We start from the raw sequence: 18,926 nt of genomic DNA, 5'->3' as shown, positions 1-18,926 counted from the left end.
AATAATATAAATAAATGGGATCACATTAGCTTATTATCAGATAAATCTTAGTAATTTTTTTTAATAATTTTGTTGCTTAAACGAAAATCAATAATTTTACAAAGTTGTAAACCATAAAATTCCTATGATATGGCAGGGATAAAGTATCTTTTTAAAAGTTCCTTTAACGAAGAACCTCTTAAGAACAATCAATTGCGTAAGCTAAATCTGAAGCAGTTTATTGTCAGAGAATTATATCAGCATGCAAACCTTTCCATACACAATCTTTCACGCACCATAAAGATGAGCACCCCAACCATTACACGGGCGCTTGAAGAACTGATTTCAGAAGGGCTGGTTACCGAGATAGGCATTGGCGAATCCACAGGAGGAAGACGCCCGAGCATATATGGCCTGAATCCTTTGTCACGTTTTGTAATCGGAATTGACATTGAACGATATTTTATCCGGATCGGGCTCTTCAATTTTGCCAATCAGCCGGTTTCCGAGATTCACGAACTCAACACAGGGCTTGAAACCCAATCCGACATCATCGGGTTTATAACTGAGAAGATTTCAGAATTAATTGAAGCATACGGGATTGATGAAAACAATATCCTGGGCATCGGGATTTCATTACCCGGCCTGATTGATATGCGTACCGGGCTTTCATACACGTATCTGAATACAGGGAAACCTGTTGCCAAAATCCTTAGTGAACGAACATCCCTGCCGGTTTTTATAGAGCAGGATACCAGGGCCATGGCATGGGGCGAGCAATCATTCGGCCTGGCGCGTGACCTGAAGAATGTTCTTTGCCTAAACATCGGTTCGGGGATCGGGTTAAGCATGATCCTTGACGGCAAAATTTACATGGGTCATTCAGGCTATTCAGGCGAATTTGGCCATATTCAGATCGAACCAAACGGGCAGCTCTGTCATTGCGGAAAAATAGGCTGCATCGAAACCGTTGCTTCCGGAAAAGTGATGCTTGCCAAGGCCAAGAAAGACATTGCAGAAGGCGCCATCACCCAGATCAGCAGCATGATCGGAGGCGACCTGTCAAAACTTAACATCCGGACTATCCTGAATGCTGCCCGTGAAGGGGATCAGTATGCCATTGACCTTCTTGCAAAGATCGGAGAAGCCCTGGGCAAAGGATTGGCCACGCTGATACATCTGTTTAATCCGGAATTGATCATTATCGGTGGTGAAATATCAAAAGCTGCCGATTATCTTATCGCACCTATTGAAAGTAACCTGAATATCTATTCAATTGCCAGGATACGCCGCGATGCAGTTATAGTGGCTTCGGAGCTGAGCGACAACGCAAGACTGATGGGCACTGTGGCATTGGTTATGAATAAAATATTCGCCTGAAAATTTAATATTACCTTTTCATTTTAAAGCCTCCGACTAATATTAACCCAAATAACTCTACTTATGCTTCTGCAATCTGTTGACTGGATAATTATTGCAGTATTTTTCATTATTCTACTGACAATCGGATACCTGGCCTCAAAAAATGCAAGCCGCAGCGCCGCCGATTTTTTTGTTTCCGGCAGAAGCATGCCCTGGTGGTTGCTGGGTGTTTCCATGGTAGCTACAACATTTTCATGCGATACCCCTAACCTTGTTACCGACATGGTCAGACAAAACGGGGTCGCAGCCAATTGGATGTGGTGGGCATTTCTGCTTACCGGAATGCTAACCGTATTTATTTATGCTAAATTGTGGAACAGGTCAAAAGTTCTGACAGATCTCGAATTCTATGAAATCAGGTACAGTGGAAAAACGGCAGCTTTTTTGCGTGGATTCCGGGCTATTTACCTGGGTTTCTTTTTTAATGTGATGGTCATCGCCAGTGTTTCGCTGGCATTTATCAAAATTGCAGCGGTGATGCTTGGTTTATCCCCTGCAATCGCCCTGATCATCGCAGCAATTGTGGTCGTATTCTACAGTGGCCTGGGTGGTTTGAAATCAATCCTTTACACCGACCTTTTCCAGTTTTCCATTGCAATGATAGGAGCATTCGGCGCCGCCTGGTATGTTACCACTTCTCCGGATATCGGCGGTTTACAAGCCCTGTTAAGTCACCCGGATGTCAGTGGAAAACTCAGGCTCATTCCAGATATAAATCAAACAGATGTATTTCTGAGTATTCTGATCGTTCCATTGGCTGTGCAGTGGTGGGCCGCCTGGTATCCCGGTGCAGAGCCCGGCGGAGGAGGATATGTGGCACAGCGGATGCTTTCGGCTAAATCAGAAAAACATGCCATGGGTGCAACCTTACTTTTTAACTTTTTCCATTATGCACTCAGGCCATGGCCATGGATCATCGTCGGACTCGCCTCTCTTATCATATTTCCCGATATTGCATCCCTGAGGACAGCTTTTCCAAACGTCCCTGCCCAGTTCATCCAACATGATTTTGCCTATCCGGCCATGCTTTCTCGCTACCTTCCGGTCGGCTTCCTGGGCCTGGTTGTAGCTTCATTGATTGCAGCATTTATGTCGACAGTGGCATCTCAGGTAAACTGGGGCTCCTCTTACCTGGTCAATGATTTTTATGCACGCTTTCTGAACAAATCAGCCACAGAAAAGCAAAAAGTCCTCGTAGGCAGGATTTCAACTGTTACCCTGATGTTTTTTTCCGTTCTGCTGGCACTGGTGCTGGAGAATGCCCTGCAGGCTTTCCAGTATATGCTGATGATCGGGGCCGGTACGGGATTGATTTACATTCTCCGGTGGTTCTGGTGGAGAATCAATGCTTTCACGGAACTTTCCGCTATGATAGCCGCCGGTGTCTTTTCGCTTGCCTTCATACTTACTGAAAATCTGTTCCTGATCCACACCGGTGATGGAATGGTTGAACTCTGGGGAATCACCCTCTCTTTCACCGTCTGGAATATTGTAAAATTTATTGGCGTTGTGGCGGCCACCTCTCTGGTTTGGATTATTGTTACCTATCTTACGCCACCTTCCTCTGATGAAACCTTACAGAAATTCTATACTAAAATCAGGCCCGGCGGACCCGGATGGAAAGCAGTCAGAATTAAAGCCCTCAGTCAGGGAGTTGATCTGCAAAAAGAAGATGACCTCAGATGGGATGTACCAACGGGAATTCTCTGCATGTTGCTCGGCTGCGTTGCCGTGTACAGCATTTTATTCTCCACCGGATTCTTCCTTTACGGAAAAACGTTTCCGGCGATTGCTTTCCTGTCTTCAGGGGTAATTGCATCCTACCTGCTCTCCAGAACATGGAAAAAACTTAAAACAAGATGATTTAATGATAAAACCATGAAACCAACACTCGTCATACTTGCCGCCGGAATAGGAAGCCGTTACGGTGGTCTGAAACAAATTGATCCCATAGGCCCTTCGGGTGAAACCATACTTGATTATTCGGTATTTGATGCAATCAGGGCAGGTTTCGGAAAAGTTGTTTTCATTATCCGGAAAGATATTGAACATGATTTTAAAGAGGTATTTGTCAGCCGGTTGAGCAAACACATTAAAATTGAATGGGTTTTCCAGGAACTTGACAAACTGCCTGCGGGTTATAGTGTTCCGCAGGGAAGGATTAAACCCTGGGGAACAGGACACGCATTGATTATGGTAGCCGATGCCGTAAAAGAGCCATTCGCCGTAATCAATGCCGATGATTTCTACGGCAGGCAGGCGTTTGAAACCATTGCCACCTTCTTTAATGAACAGGAAATACAAAAGAAGAAAGATTATGCAATGGTAGCCTATGAATTAAACAATACCCTCTCCGACTTCGGGACCGTGTCCAGGGGAATTTGTGTCACCGACAACCAGGGATGGCTTAATAGTGTAACAGAACTTACCAGAATAGCAAAAACAACAGGTGGCATTGCTGATATTCAGCCCGGTGGAGAAACAACATTGCTCCGGGAAAATGATCCGGTTTCGATGAATTTCTGGGGTTTTACCCCATCCTTGTTCGATCATCTGAAAAAAGAGTTTACCCTGTTTCTTGACTCTGACAAAGACCATCTTAAATCTGAATTTTATATCCCTTCGGTGGTTGACACCCTTATAAAATCGGGACAGGAGAAGGTTAAAGTACTCAGAAACCCCGGGCAATGGTTTGGCATCACCTATCAGGAAGACAAACCCCTGGTTGTAGAAAAAGTCAGAAATCTGGTAAGAAACGGCCACTACCCTGAAAAACTCTGGGAATAAAACTACGGAATCACCTGATCAAACTTTGCCGCAAACAATCATCCTCTCCTCCTGGATATCGGGTTCATATTTAATCAGCAACATTTGAATGAAAACGGATGTAAAAAACATTCTTGGTTCCTTTCTTGAACCGGATGCAGAAACGGATGCACTGCAGCTGAGTATCGGACATATCAACAAGACCTACAAAATTCTGGTTGATGGATGTCCGGCCTTTATACTTCAACAGATAAACCATAAAGTGTTCAGTGATATTGACGCCCTGATGCAAAACACCAGGCTGGTATTGTCAACGCTTTCGGCATATGTTGCACAGAAACCGGGACAGCTTCAGGTTCAGCGCCTGGTACCAACCCTTGATGGAAACTGGGTTCACAGGGACAATGACGGCGGTTACTGGCGGATGTTTACCTATATCAACGGGGCAAAAACCATAGAGTCTGTCCGTAAATACAGCCATGCTTATGAAGGCGGCAAGGCTTACGGGATGTTTCTTGAAGGGGTTTCCAAACTGACTCCCGATCAATTGACAACTGTAATTCCTGATTTTCATTCACTTGAAGCAAGATATAAGACATTTGAGCATGCGCTTGAATTAAATCCGGGCAACAGAAAGTCTGAAGCTTTCGCAGAGATTGCTTTTGCAAAAGATACGATTGACAGGATGATGCTCATTCCGGAAATGATCAGTTCGGGCGAATTGCCCTTAAGGATTGTTCACAACGACACAAAGTTCAACAACCTGATTTTTTCATCCGATGGCAGAGCAATCGCTGTAACAGACCTTGATACGGTTATGCCGGGTACTTCATTGTTCGACTTTGGCGATGCTATAAGAACTGCTGCAAACAGAGGTCGCGAAGATGAATCGGATATCCATAAAATCAGCTTTGATATATCTGTGTTTGAATCTTTTGCTGCAGGGTATATCGAATGCGCCGAGACTTTGCTAACCAGGGAAGAGATCAGACTTTTTCCTGTTGCGGCCCAATATATGACTTTCATTATGGGCATCCGTTTTCTCACCGACTTCATTAACGGAGACCTATACTACCCTACCAGATATCCAGGCCATAATCTTACCCGCTGCAGGGCTCAGTTTACCCTGTTCAGCAGAATGAACGAGCAGATGCAGGCCATGAACAAGATCATTGCAAGGGTAACCGCCCGCCTGAATGCAGTTAAATCGTAAATTATCCTCATATGAAAAAGCATTTCAAAACCCTCACCTTAATCTTTCTGATTTTGACTGTTTTATGTGGTCATGCAGAAACAAAAAAAGGCACACCCCCCCACAGTATCATTCCCACCCCTGTAAGTTTTCAGGGCAGAAAGGGCACATTCAGTATTAAACCAGGAACCGTTATTATAATCAACTCATCTTCAAAAGAGCTTTCGAAACTGGCTGCTACTCTTAACGAAGCGCTGAACCATTATGGAATTTCCCAACTTCCCGTCACAACAATGCAGCAGGACAGACTACCGGCCAACAGTATTCTGCTTAGTATTGACAACTACAATGAAATCAGTAACAAGGAGGGATACATCCTTGAAGTATCGAAAAAAAGCATCACGCTGAAAGCAACCACCGGTAAAGGAATTTTCTATGGCTTACAAAGTCTTTTTCAGCTCATGCCATTACAAGGTAACAGCAAGCGCGGACCATCTCCGGTAAAAATTCCTGCATGTAAGATTGTTGATTACCCCCGCTTCCCATACAGAGGTATGCACCTTGATGTCGGAAGGCATATGTTTCCGGTGGAATTTATTAAAAAATACATTGATCTGATGTCAATGTACAAGATCAACAATTTTCACTGGCACCTCACCGAGGACCAGGGGTGGCGGCTTGAAATCAGGAAATACCCCCTGCTTACAGAAACCGGGGCTTTCCGGAGAAGTTCTCCCATCGGAAGAAATGCCGGAGATGACAATATCTTTTATGGTGGATTTTACACTCAGGAAGAAGCCAGAGAGATCGTTGAATATGCCGCCGGAAAATATGTAAATGTTATTCCCGAAATAGAGATGCCCGGACATGCGCTTGCAGCGCTTGCCTCATATCCGCATCTGGGTTGTACAGGCGGACCCTATGAGGTCTGGACAATGTGGGGCGTTCACGATGACATTTTTTGTGCAGGAAATGAAGAGGTTTTTCAATTTCTGGAAGATGTCCTTACGGAAGTCATGGATATTTTTCCATCAAAATATATCCACATAGGGGGTGACGAAGCCCCCAAAACCAGATGGGATGTTTGTGAAAAGTGCCAGCAACGGATAAAAAATGAGAAACTTAAAGATTCTCATGAACTTCAGAGTTATTTCATTACCCGGATCGAAAAGTTTCTGAATAAACATGGCCGACAGATTATCGGCTGGGATGAAATTCTGGAAGGAGGGCTTGCCCCGGGAGCCACAGTTATGTCGTGGAGAGGTACCGAAGGCGGGATTGCAGCAGCCAAAATGGGACATGATGTTATAATGACCCCCGGGAGTCATTGCTATCTGGATCATTATCAGGCCAATCCGGCCGGCGAACCTTTTGCAATCGGAGGATTTACCACGTTAAAAAAAACATACAGTTTTGAACCCGTACCTGATGCGTTGAATGAAAAAGAAAGCAGGCACATCCTGGGAGCACAGGGGAATGTATGGACTGAATACATAAAAACTTCAGAGCACGTTGAATATATGGCCTATCCAAGGGCCATTGCATTGGCCGAAGTCAACTGGTCGCCTCGTGAATCGAAAAACTGGGAAAACTTTATAGAACGGCTGGTGGTAAATATGAAACGCCTCGATCTGAAGAATGTAAATTATAGCAAAAGTGCGTTTGGGGTGGATGTGGGAATGCAATACGATGAAAATTCAGAGAAATTGAAAGCCGTATTGAAATCAGACTTACCTGGTGCTGAGATTTTATATACAATCACGGATAAAAACGGCACCAGCAGCGAGCGGAGCTACAAGGCTCCTTTTGAAATCAACGCTGTTTCAATCATCAAAGCATGGCTCAGCGACAGAAGAGGATTGCCATTGAAAATTTCCGAACGTAAAGTATGGCATAACGATGCTTTTGGCATCAAACCACTGCTGAATACTTTATACGACCATCGCTATCAGGCAAATGGAAATATCAGCCTCACCGACGGACTAAGAGGGGATGCCAATTCCCTGATCAACGACTGGCTTGGATTCCTTGGGGAGGATGCAGACCTGGTTATTGACCTTGGAAGTGTAAAAGATATTCAAAATGTGAGTATCGGGCTCCTGCACAATCCGGATAACTGGATTTTTATGCCGGCTGCCGTTGAAATAAAAATTTCGGAAGATGGAGTCAATTATACCGATGCCGGAGGTAATAAACCCGACATCATCACCCCATACGAACCGCTCGGAATTCTTTATTCTGTGATAAATATCCGGAAAAAAGCCAGGTACATTCATTTTAAAGCCAAAAATATCGGAATCTGCCCGAAAGGACATTGGGGGGAAGGCAATAAAGCATGGCTTTTTGTTGATGAGGTAATGGTTAACTCCGGGTTGTGAAATATCAATAAGGGCTGTCTTATTGGCAGAAAATCAGTTTTATGGTTTCCCGCTTTTTTTCGTTTTTGAGTATCAGAAAAAACACCCCTGGGGAAAGTTGCGGAATCTGAATCCAGGTGTCAGTATCTGAAATTAAACGGCTGAAAACCTTTCTCCCGAGCGGGTCAACCAATTCGGCAATTTCCCAATTTTCCCCGGATTCGATACGCAGTACATTGCCTTGCAATGGGTTAGGATAAACCAGTGTGTAGTTCCCGGCTGCGGTATAAGTCGAAGTTAACAATGGCCGGGAATAGTGTTTCACAAAATTCCAGATTTCCGAACCGGCATTAATATCCCTGTTGGTAATACCAATTCCTGTGACGCCCACAGAACCCGGCCAGGTATGACCGCCGTTGATTATTTTCAATAAAACGACCTTTGAGTCATCGTTGCAGGGTGCCCAGGTGTATCGCTGAACCGTTGAACCTTCGGCGACAATATCGGGCAGGTTTTCTATGGTTGGCTGGGCAGGGCAGTCATTGAAACCATTCCACATATCCACAACCTGTTCTGCTGAAAGATTGCCGAATCCTCCATTGTAGGAAACCACAAAATCTGAAGTTCCGTGTATATGCATTACCGGAACACTCAGCCCCGGAGCACAGGAAGAGGCAGATCCATTGGTCATGGTGCCGGCAACGGGTGCAATTGCAGCTATCTTTTCCGGAACTTCACAGGCCAGCCGGTAGCTCATAAATCCACCATTTGAGAATCCGGTTGCATAAACCCTTGAATAATCAATGTTATAACTGTTATGCAGAGAATCAGTGAGCGCCATCAGAAATCCTACATCATTGGCGGTTGAACCACCTGAAAAACCGACATTCCAGGCATTCCCGACCCCATCAGGATACACTACAACAAACCCTGCAGTATCGGCTATCTGATTGAATCCGCTGAAAGTCATCATCGTTTGCCCTGTCTGTGTATATCCGTGCAATGCAAGGAGCAAAGGCATGGATTGGCCTTGCTGATAGCCGGAAGGAAAATAGACACTATAGGTGCGCGTATCTCCTTCAAAAATAAAACTGCCGCTTACCACTTGTCCGTATGAAACGGAAAAGATTAATGATATAAAGAGGGTAAGCATTTCTTTTTTCATAATAATAAATCTTGTATCGGCTTAACAAAATTATCTGAAATATGTTACTCAAGGCATTGAAAATAAAATTTTAACTTTAAAAATTTCCCTATGGAAGTTAATTCAAATAAGGACAGAAATGAATAGTTACAACCCTGCCAGGTTTTTTGTTTATCTGATAAAGGCTGTAGTTACAGCAGTGCTCATTTCTCCCGGCGCATTCGCACAAACGCTGCAGCCAGGTTTCCTGAAACCGGAATACATTGAAGCGCTGAAGATGGCGCATGCTGTTTCTGACACTCCTTTTGTGAATAAAAGAATGGTTCCTGAAGATTTTAAGCTTGCTTACCGCTCTCCGGTAACCGGGCTTGACAACCGTTGGGATTTGTGGTTAAGTAAAGATAAAGTTGCCGCCATCAGTATAAGGGGAACTACGCCCAATCAGACCAGCTGGCTGGAGAATTTCTATGCAGCCATGATTCCGGCCACGGGAACTATTTACCTCGACAACAATACCCCTGTTAAATATGTACTTTCCGATAACCCGCGGGCTGCCGTTCATGCAGGCTGGACTATGGCTTCAGCTTTTCTGATGCAAACCATACTTCCAAAAATTGATTCATGCTATAAAACCGGTGTCCGTGATTTTATAATTACCGGTCACAGTCAGGGCGGTGCGATTTCATTTCTTATAACTTCCTGGGTCAGGCATCTTCAGCATAAAGGAGAACTTCCGCTTGATATACGGTTCAAAACATATGCAAGTGCGGCTCCCAAACCCGGAAATCTTTACTACGCCTATGATTATGAAAACCTTACCCGGGATGGATATGCATTCAATGTTGTAAATTCAGCCGACTGGGTACCTGAAACGCCACTCGCCGTTCAAACCACCGACGACTTCAATACACTCAATCCATTCAGAGATGCATTAAAGACAATCAACAAGCAAAAGTTTCCGGCAAGGACAGCCATGAAACACGCTTACAGAAAGCTTAAAAAGCATCCCGCAAAGGCGGTAAAAAACTACAGGAAATATCTTGGAAATTTGGCAGGCAAAATGGCAGGAAATGTCTATCCGGAACTGAAGTTGCCTGAATTCTCCAATACCAGCAATTATGTCAGAACTGGCAATACCGTTGTGCTTTATGCTGATGAAAACTATTATCAGGTTTTCCCCGATTCGGGTGACAATATTTTCAAACATCACACCACTGCCGCTTACATTTACCTGCTTGAAAAACTCCGTGACTAATTGCGCTTCAGCAATACCAGGCATTCAACATGTATGGTTTGCGGGAAAAAATCAAACGGAATTATTCTATCAACAGAATAACCCGATTTACAAAGAATTGAAAGGTCCCGGCCCAAAGTCCCGGCACTGCATGACAGATATGCCATTCTGATTGGCTTCATAAAACCGGCAATCCATTCCGCAATGCCATCTTCCAGCCCGGTGCGCGGCGGATTTACGTATAAAAGCCGGGTAAATCCATCTTCAATAGCATTGAGCCATTTTTCCATCTGCGGGAGTCTTTGCCTGCAGGTTCCGGTGAGTGTTTCTGCCAGTGGCGCATTCATGGCTGCCATGCGCAGCGCTTCTGCCGAAATCTCTGTACCCAGCGTCTTTGCACCTGCTTGAGTCCATTTTTTAAGACCTGAACCGGTGCCGCAGTACATATCAATAACGGCGGAATTTGCATCCGGTTTCAAAAATGCCAAAGCAGTATCAAGGGCTTCGCCGGCCAGCACCGGGAGCAGTTGCTGAAATGCTGCCGGCCCGTACCATAGCCCGGATTCATCCTGTGATGCCTCCTTCCCCCAAATCAAATGCCAGCAGCCTTTGCCAAAAACCTTTTTTCCGCTTGATGGAAACAAATGCAGCCAAACCCCTTCGATGCCGATGGATGCAAGCCTTTCGGCAAACGCATTTGTCAGCCATCCGGTGCCGGGCAAATCACGGCTTTTGACTACAATGGCTATCTGTTTTGCAGTCTGAACATACCTTACCGCCTCTATTTCGGTATACCGGGGCAGTACGGAGTGAAAAAGCCGGATAGCTTCATTAACGTAGATTTTATGTACCGGACAGCGGGGAATGGGAATCAGTACATCCCGATTGAGGGTACCGGTCTCCCAGTTGGTCCCGTTCCATCTCATGACCAGATTCACTTTATCACGATATCCAAGCCTGCCCGTGGCTGGCGCCGACCTCACATCTTCTATAAGGTCGCTCCATGCTGAAAGTTTTTTCTGCAGAAAAGTTTTTTTCTGGATTAGGCTTTCCTGCATAGTCATCAGTCGGTGACCGCATCCCCTGCATTCCTTAACGCATCCTTCAGGCAAGTAATCAACGGGCATGGTTAATGATAAAAAAAACGGCGATGAAAGGCTATGGTTTAGGTATCCCAATTTTCAAACAACACAAAATTAGACTTTTTTCAAATTTCGTACTCCTTTAGTACTCCGACAATCTGTGTTTCTGTGAATCTTGCTTTTTTCATCTGACAGCTTAAATTTAATTATTCTTTCTTTCCAAAAGTCTAATTAAAACTGTCTGAATTTTGGGGGTACTTACAGTATTACTCTTTGATAAATTTTATCATTTTAAATCCATTGTTTCCGGTCAATTTCACAAAATATACCCCTATAGGCAGGTAACTAATGTCAATTTTTGTTGAGTTGCCTATTATTTCAAGGTTAATCAATTGCTGACCACCGGAGTTAATTATGCAAACCTCATTTTTTATCTGATTTGACGGGAATTTAATAGTGATTTCCCTGCCGGATGGGTTGGGGAATAATGAAAAATTGCTATCTGCCAATTCTTCTGCGTTACCGGTGATACAGCTATTTTCCACCTCCTGAGGGTTGTCGCATCCTGTATAATTTCCTGAAATATTGACTACTGCTCCCGGACTTGCCAGGTACTCACAGACACTCTTCACATTACAGGTTGATAACCAAGAATTATCTTCAATTATCAACCCTGTAATTGTAGCGGCAGCAATATTGTCCAATCCGGCCAGGCTGGTCAGCGAGCCATTACCACCGATGGTCAGATTACCTCCAATTGATGAAAGACTGTCAAGGCCGGTAAGGCTGTATAAATCATCGTTGTAAATGATTGATAATGTTCCGCCAACCGATTTGAGTGAATTCAGGCCCGATAGGTCATCCAAATATCCATTGCCGTCAATAATGAAATTGCCTGCTATTGACGTTAATTTTTCGAGTCCGGTAAAATTAGAAAGGTCATCACACCAATTTATATCAAGATCGCCTTCAATCGACATCAGGTTATTCAACCCTTCTAGATTAACCAGCGAATGAACACACGAGATAAATAGACTTCCATTTAAAGTAGTTATGCTTTCGAGTGGTGACAGGTCTGTCAGGATTACGTTGTTACTGAGGGTGATACCACCTCCAAGATGGTTCAGGTTTTCCAGGCCATGCAGACTGACGAGGTTAGGATGCCAGTTAATGTCAATGTCGCCACCTATGTAAGTTAAATTTCCCAATGCTTCCAGATCCGTGATAAGATTGGTGCAGCCAGTAACGAAATCACCCCCAATGGAGTCCAGGTTTTCGAGTCCTGTTAATGACGGCAGTGTATAATTGAATTGCAGCGAAAGATTACCTCCTACGAACGTGAGGTTCTGTAGTCCGGTGATGCTGACCAGATCATAATTCTCCTTTATCAGAAGGTTCCCGTTGATTCTTTGCATGGCCGTCAATCCATCCAGATTTGTGATGATTTCGCTTCCGTCTTCAATGATGTTAACATCTCCCAGAATAAGGCTGCAGCCGGGATAGTCCGATTGGAAATTATCGATCTGGGTTTGATTGGTAAATGTGATTCCTTCAGGAAAACAGCCTTGCGCAGTAACCGAATTTAATGCGGATAGGGCAAATAGAAAAGATAGAATTTTTTTCATAAAAGAAAGGGTTAAAAGGAAATGAGTTTTGCCGGGATTAACTAAGTTTATGTTTAAGCTTGCCATTATTCTGGTTCTTTTAAGCTGGTTATGCACTCTGTTTTGTTTAATTTTTAATAAATTTTTGTCTGCTCACCCCACTGTTTGATTTAATTTCTACTATGTATATACCTTTTTCAAGATGTGAAATATCAACTCTGTCTGAAGTTAATTCTATTGTGCTGGTAATTAGTCCTAACTGGTTATAAAAGATAACGCTGATTTCATTGTTTAAGCCAATTTCGTTAATGCTTATAAAATCTGATGCAGGATTAGGGTAAATGCTTACAAGCGGTTTATCACTCAATTCCGATACACCGACCAGGCATGCTGCTTCAATTTCTGCCTGGCTGTTGCATCCCGGGGCGTTATCATGAACACTTACATAACCGTTTGGGCTGGAAAGATATGCACACACACTTTCAACATCGCATGTGCTTAGTAATTGATTATCAATTATTACCAGATCCTGACCCACAGAATAAAGATTATTCAATCCATCCAGGGATAATAAGGAGTCATTGTTAATTAGGATTACGTTTGTTCCGACAACAGATATTGAACCCAGTCCCGAAAAGTCCTTTAAAGAGGCATTTCCTCGAAAATACAACTGCTCACCTACTGAATCTACATTTGCAAAACCAGAAAGATCTGTCAGATCAGAATTCGATTCAATCCACAGATTACCATCAACAGAAGATAAATAGCTGAACCCTCTTATACTTTTAAGATTACTGTTATACCAGAACCTCAGAAAACTGCCAACCCTGGTAAGAGAGTTGAATCCTTCAAAATTCTCCAGCTGGTGATTCTGTATTATATCCAGATCCTGCCCGACGAATTTCAGATTGTCCAACCCTTCAACACTTATCAGATTATTATTCAACGCGATGTCGAAGTATCCTGAAATTGAATCAAGGGCCCCTAAACCTTCAAGGCTTGATATGCTTGTTTCTGAAACCACCAGACTTCCGTTTATTGAGGTAATCAGGTTTAACCCATTCAGGTTTGTTATATCACTACCTGTAATTTTCACCTGGCCGTTTAGTGTAATGCAGTCAGGGTAGTAGGTGCTAAAACTATCAATCTGATATTGATGGTTCAAATGGTAATTGCCATAAGGCAGGCAGGGAATAACGACACCGCAGTTGATTGCTATTTCACCAGGGCAGTTGCATCCCGGTAAATTATTCATAATGTCAATAGTTCCGGTGGGATTGGTTATATAATCACAAATGCTTTGCGCATTGCAGTCTGCCAATGAACTGTTTTCCAGTATCAGAAGATTCGTTATTGAATTTGGATCTATATTGGATAATCCTTCGATATTGGTCAGCCTTGTATTTCCGGCAATCTGAATTTTGCCATTTATAGCAGTTAAACCCTCAAGCCCATCCAAAGACTGAAGAGAATCATTATATTCAATCCAAAGGTATCCATTAATGGATGTTAAGTTATCTAAGCCTATCAAATCTTTCAGCCTGGGATTGGCTGAAAGGTCAACATTTCCACCAATGGAAGTGAGGTTGTTAAGTCCGTTCAAGCTGATAAGTGAATCGCAATAAGCAATAAATAATTCGCCACCAATTGCCTCAAGTAAATTCAATCCTGATAAATTTTTGATATTTCCACCAGAAATAATAACATTGCCTTCAATTTCAGTACATCCGGGATAATTTGTCTGAAAATTGTCAATAGAATCCTGAGAAAAAAAACCTATGCCCTCAGGCAGGCATCCCTGCGAGAATCCAGAAGTAGAGAAAAGTAACAACAATGCGAATAAAGAAGTAAGTTTTTTCATAATATTTCATTTTAATTTGTGATTTTCTTCTGCATAGTGCATAAGGAGTGGCTATACTCACCCAACTATTTGCTTTAGTTTAGCAATTCCTCTCAAATTTAATCTATTATCAATCAACACTAACCGCGATCAACTATTATATTTTTACTCGTTTTTTACTGATTAAGACCGGATTGTACGATAAATACACGTAACTCAGGTCCAAATGTATGACTTATTCAAAATCAATGCAAATCGCGATAGGGATTGAAGCGGCATCCTTTTGCTCCTTCGGCAAAAGATACAGTGGAAAGCCCGGTCCCGCTTTCTTAGGCGGGAATCGCCCAAAAAACCTATCTAACCTTTACATCAAAGTAATTCGCATTAAAATCATCCAAACTAAACCTGAACTCCCGAAATATAATAATTTCTGATGCATCACACAGGTGTATTGCCTCTTCAACAAATGAACAGGTTTGCATATATTCACTGAAATAATTCCAGGGATGGGATATAGATTGATAGCATAGCTTATAGTGCTACTAAATAAATAAGTTTCAGTAATGTTACAGTAACAAAATAAAAAACTTCGATAAAACATTCTATTACAAATGATTATCGAAGTTTATCTGTGCCCGGAACAGGACTCGAACCTGCACGTACGTACGTACACTAGTCCCTGAAACTAGCGCGTCTACCAATTCCGCCATCCGGGCGTAATAATTCTCAAAAAAATGCAGTCTGCCGACTGCCACCGAACTTACTCGGATTTTTGTGCCCAGGACAAGACTCGAACTTGCACATCCTTAAGGACACCAGCCCCTCAAGCTGGCGTGTCTACCAATTTCACCACCTGGGCAATTGAGTGCGCAAAGGTAAAACAATTTTTTATTTTCACAACATCTGACAATTCTTTTTTTCTACTTCTGAACGTAATCCGGTTATATTTGCAGACTGTTTTAGCAAGCTATCTGGCAATGAATGATTTGGCGGAAAAATTACGAAATCTCTCACCTCATAAATCCGTTTATATTGCCATCGGCGGGGTCAGTCGTTCAGGCAAGACCTTTCTTTCAGAGATGCTTGGAAGCATATTGCCTGATTCTGTAATTATTCACCAGGACATCTATATTCCTGACAAAAAGGACATTCCTGTGATCAAAGATCATCTGGACTGGGAAAGACCGGAAGCCATCGACTGGCAGGCATTTAAAAATGCTATACAGGTTGCCGGGAAAAATTTCAGGTATGTGATCATTGAAGGCTTGCTGGTTTTCCGTAATGAAACCTTAAATCAGCTGTACGACAGGAACATCTTTATATCACTTTCAAAAGATGTTTTCTTGCAGCGGAAAAGAGCAGATCTGAGATGGGGAGCAGAGCCGGACTGGTATATTGAACACATCTGGGAAAGTTATCTTTCCTATGGTAGGCTTCCTTCAACAATTCAAAAGCCTGTAATTATTAACGGAGAAGAAGATTTTAACATGGATAAAATCCTCGGGCAGCTGAATTTGCCCGAATAAATATTTATCATTTAAGGAAATAAACCAAACGGCTGATTATACGAATCCGATATAATGGCAGGATTTAGTAACTTTGTCACCCTGAATCAGAAAGATTGTTTATATGAGTTTACTTCTGTTTATTGCCGGAATGGTATTATTGATTGTAGGCTCTAACTGGCTTGTTGATGGTGCCTCAAGTCTTGCCCGGCGGTTTAACATTTCTGACCTTGTAATCGGCCTTACCATTGTTGCATTCGGCACCTCATCTCCCGAACTGATCGTTAACCTTTTCGCTTCGTTCAACGGCAATACCGACATCGCCATCGGAAATGTTGTCGGAAGTAACATTTTCAATACACTGGCCATACTTGGACTTACTGCCATTGTAGCCCCCATTGCAGTAAAAAGCACCACCGTGTGGAAGGAAATCCCGTTCAGCATACTGGCTGTTTTAGTAATGGCTTTTATGGCAAATGACATGTTGATAGACGGGAAATTTAAAGATATAATTTCCAGAATTGATGGTTTTATTCTGCTGTGCTTCTTCTCTATTTTTATGGCTTATACCTTTGCCCTGGCAAAATCATCGGGACCGTTAAAAGAAGTAACTACTGTTGAAATGAGTCTTTTAAAAGCTATAATATTTATTATTACAGGATTGGCGGGGTTGTTTTTTGGCGGCAAATTCCTGGTTGAGGGTGCCGTGAGTATAGCCAGATTCCTTGGAATCAGCGAAGCTGTGATCGGGCTTACCGTTGTTGCTGCCGGCACATCCATGCCTGAACTTGCAACATCAGTTGTAGCTGCTATAAAAAAGAAAAGCGACATTGCGATCGGGAATGTTGTGGGCTCCAACATTTTCAATATTTTCTTTGTCCTCGGGATAAGCGCATCCATCAGGCCTATACCTCTTGCTACGGATAATTCCTCGAATTTCGATATGATTTTTCTGATTATCATGAGCATGTTGCTGCTTATTTTTGTTTTTCTCGGTAAAGAGAAAAAAATAAACAGACTCGAAGGAGCGATCTTCTTTCTTGCATTTGTCGCATACACATTGGTTCTGATTCTGGATACAGACAAATCATTTCCATTCAGATAAAAAGGAATAAAACAGCACTGAAAATTATCAGGCTGACGTCAGACCATTGATTTGGGCGTGTTTTTCATTATCTTTGTTGCTGTTGGTCATTCACTCATGAATTGATTGTCCATCAGAATTACAATAATCAAGATTTCTTTTATGTTTACACAAAACGATCTGAAACAATTCCAGGCCAAAGGAATTGACATCAAAACCATAGAACAACAGATAGAAAACTTCAAATCCGGTTTTCCGTTTGTAAAGCTGGTCAGGCCAGCCGTTCCGGGCGATGGAATTGTATGTTTCTCTGAAACTGAAGCCGACAAGCTATTGGTCTTTTATAATAAAAATGCCGGGGATTATGAGATCCTGAAATTTGTCCCTGCTTCGGGTGCTGCCAGCCGGATGTTCAAATCACTGTTTGAGTTTCGGGAAGAATGCCTTAAATCAAAGGGCAGTGAATTGTTAACACCTGTTGACAAAGGTTCAAACACTGCCGGGCAGTTTTTTGCAAACATTAAAAAATTCGCATTCTTCGACGACCTGAAAAAGGTAATGGCAGAGAATGGGTTAAATATCAAGGAGTGCCTGGATCAGAAAGATTATGTAACCATTATAGACTTCCTGCTTGAGGATAAAGGGCTGGGCTATGCCTCACTTCCCAAAGCCCTGCTGAAGTTTCACCGTTACGATAACGGATCAAGGCTGGCCCTGGAAGAACACCTGGTTGAAGGAGCTGATTACGGGCAAAACAAGGAGGGACGGGTGGCGATTCACTTTACAGTTTCTCCAGAGCATGCCGATCGGGTGATCGAAGAGATCAATAAAGTAAAGGAAAAATATGAAGAACTCTTCGAAGTAATCTATGAACTTACTTTTTCCATACAAAAGTCTTCCACGGACACCATTGCCGTTGATTCGAAGAACAAACCCTTCAGAAACGACGATGAAAGTATTGTATTCAGGCCCGGTGGGCACGGCGCACTTATCGAAAACCTGAATGACCGGGAGGGCGAAGTTATTTTCATTAAAAACATTGACAACATCGTCCCTGACCGGCTTAAAGAGCAGACTTACAGGTTTAAACGCGTGATAGGCGGGTATCTCTTTGAACTCCGGGATACAATTTTCAGTTATCTTGAAAAACTCGAAGACGGGAATATCAGTGACAATGAGTTGAAGAAAGTCATAGCGTTTGCTGCTGAAAAACTATGCATCAGCCCCGGCCCGGATTTCGGAGAGATGAGTAAAATAGAAAAAGTAGATTTTCTGTTCACGAAACTCAACCGCCCAATCCGGATATGCGGGATGGTGAAAAATGAGGGGGAACCCGGTGGCGGACCTTTCTGGGTAAAAAATTCCGAAGGTGAAGTTTCTCTTCAGATAGTGGAATCATCACAAATAGACCTATCAGATGCCAGTCAAAAGGAAATTTTCGGCAAATCCACTCATTTCAATCCCGTAGACCTGGTTTGCTACCTGCGCAATTACAAGGGCGAACAGTTTGACCTGCGTGAGTATGTAGATCCTGAAACAGGCTTTATTTCCATAAAATCAAAGGACGGCAGGGAACTAAAAGCGCAGGAACTTCCCGGATTATGGAATGGCGCTATGGCCGACTGGATCACCGTATTTGTTGAGGTTCCGCCGATTACCTTTAATCCGGTAAAAACGGTGAACGATCTTTTAAGAAAAGAGCACCAGCCAGCCTGAA

Annotated in this window: 13 protein-coding genes and 2 tRNA genes; 9 read left to right on the top strand and 6 right to left on the bottom strand. The window is 42.9% G+C overall.

The features are described from left to right. The first annotated feature begins 129 nt into the window (after window positions 1–129). The 5 genes from TBC1_RS12985 to TBC1_RS12965 all read left to right on the top strand — a co-directional run bounded on the left by TBC1_RS12985 (window position 130) and on the right by TBC1_RS12965 (window position 7,737). The gene (locus TBC1_RS12985) at window positions 130–1,359 is read left to right on the top strand and encodes an ROK family transcriptional regulator (RefSeq protein ID WP_062043672.1); all 1,230 of its coding nucleotides are present in this window, start codon (window positions 130–132) and stop codon (window positions 1,357–1,359) included. Window positions 1,360–1,422: 63 nt separating this feature from the next. Then, a complete protein-coding gene (locus TBC1_RS12980) occupies window positions 1,423–3,264 on the top strand; it encodes a sodium:solute symporter family protein (RefSeq protein ID WP_062043669.1) in 1,842 nt (613 codons plus the stop codon). 15 nt (window positions 3,265–3,279) lie between these two features. Then, window positions 3,280–4,188, top strand: a complete 909-nt coding sequence (locus tag TBC1_RS12975; protein ID WP_062043665.1) for a nucleotidyltransferase family protein — start codon at window positions 3,280–3,282, stop codon at window positions 4,186–4,188. An 88-nt stretch (window positions 4,189–4,276) separates the two neighbouring features. Then, complete coding sequence (locus tag TBC1_RS12970; protein ID WP_062043662.1) at window positions 4,277–5,380, top strand: phosphotransferase enzyme family protein; 1,104 nt, start codon at window positions 4,277–4,279, stop codon at window positions 5,378–5,380. A gap of 11 nt (window positions 5,381–5,391) precedes the next feature. Next, on the top strand, window positions 5,392–7,737 hold the full coding sequence (locus TBC1_RS12965) for a glycoside hydrolase family 20 protein (RefSeq protein WP_062043659.1): 2,346 nt from the start codon (window positions 5,392–5,394) through the stop codon (window positions 7,735–7,737). Window positions 7,738–7,756: 19 nt separating this feature from the next. Here the strand turns inward: TBC1_RS12965 and TBC1_RS12960 are convergent, their stop codons facing one another. Continuing rightward, the gene (locus tag TBC1_RS12960) at window positions 7,757–8,881 is read right to left on the bottom strand and encodes an extracellular catalytic domain type 1 short-chain-length polyhydroxyalkanoate depolymerase (protein WP_062043656.1); all 1,125 of its coding nucleotides are present in this window, start codon (window positions 8,879–8,881) and stop codon (window positions 7,757–7,759) included. Window positions 8,882–8,999: 118 nt separating this feature from the next. Here TBC1_RS12960 and TBC1_RS12955 point away from each other — a divergent pair, with 118 nt between their 5' ends. Continuing rightward, on the top strand, window positions 9,000–10,115 hold the full coding sequence (locus tag TBC1_RS12955; protein ID WP_062043653.1) for a lipase family protein: 1,116 nt from the start codon (window positions 9,000–9,002) through the stop codon (window positions 10,113–10,115). On the opposite strand, the gene TBC1_RS12950 is transcribed toward TBC1_RS12955, so the two are convergent. The 5 genes from TBC1_RS12950 to TBC1_RS12925 form a co-directional block, all read right to left on the bottom strand. Continuing rightward, complete coding sequence (locus TBC1_RS12950) at window positions 10,112–11,152, bottom strand: class I SAM-dependent RNA methyltransferase (RefSeq protein ID WP_236695674.1); 1,041 nt, start codon at window positions 11,150–11,152, stop codon at window positions 10,112–10,114. The two genes, TBC1_RS12955 and TBC1_RS12950, sit on opposite strands and share 4 nt — an antisense overlap. A gap of 290 nt (window positions 11,153–11,442) precedes the next feature. Further along, entirely contained in the window at window positions 11,443–12,801 is a 1,359-nt protein-coding gene (locus TBC1_RS12945; RefSeq protein ID WP_172668901.1) for a T9SS type A sorting domain-containing protein, read from the bottom strand. Between the two features lie 106 nt (window positions 12,802–12,907). Further along, window positions 12,908–14,641 (bottom strand): T9SS type A sorting domain-containing protein, encoded by a 1,734-nt coding sequence (locus tag TBC1_RS12940; protein ID WP_062043644.1) that lies wholly within the window; start codon window positions 14,639–14,641, stop codon window positions 12,908–12,910. A gap of 611 nt (window positions 14,642–15,252) precedes the next feature. Then, window positions 15,253–15,336 (bottom strand) — tRNA-Leu (locus TBC1_RS12930). 59 nt (window positions 15,337–15,395) lie between these two features. Next, a tRNA-Leu gene (locus TBC1_RS12925) sits at window positions 15,396–15,479 on the bottom strand. 88 nt (window positions 15,480–15,567) lie between these two features. Between TBC1_RS12925 and TBC1_RS17535 the strand changes: the two genes are divergently transcribed. The 3 genes from TBC1_RS17535 to TBC1_RS12915 all read left to right on the top strand — a co-directional run bounded on the left by TBC1_RS17535 (window position 15,568) and on the right by TBC1_RS12915 (window position 18,925). Further along, on the top strand, window positions 15,568–16,146 hold the full coding sequence (locus TBC1_RS17535; RefSeq protein WP_137305714.1) for a nucleoside/nucleotide kinase family protein: 579 nt from the start codon (window positions 15,568–15,570) through the stop codon (window positions 16,144–16,146). 103 nt (window positions 16,147–16,249) lie between these two features. Further along, on the top strand, window positions 16,250–17,230 hold the full coding sequence (locus TBC1_RS12920) for a calcium/sodium antiporter (RefSeq protein WP_062043638.1): 981 nt from the start codon (window positions 16,250–16,252) through the stop codon (window positions 17,228–17,230). Between the two features lie 141 nt (window positions 17,231–17,371). After that, window positions 17,372–18,925 (top strand): DUF4301 family protein, encoded by a 1,554-nt coding sequence (locus tag TBC1_RS12915; RefSeq protein ID WP_062045557.1) that lies wholly within the window; start codon window positions 17,372–17,374, stop codon window positions 18,923–18,925. Window position 18,926: the final 1 nt, after the last annotated feature.

It is taken from the genome of Lentimicrobium saccharophilum (assembly GCF_001192835.1).
Taxonomy (GTDB): Bacteria; Bacteroidota; Bacteroidia; order Bacteroidales; family Lentimicrobiaceae; genus Lentimicrobium; species Lentimicrobium saccharophilum.
This window is presented reverse-complemented; position numbering and strand designations above follow the sequence as displayed.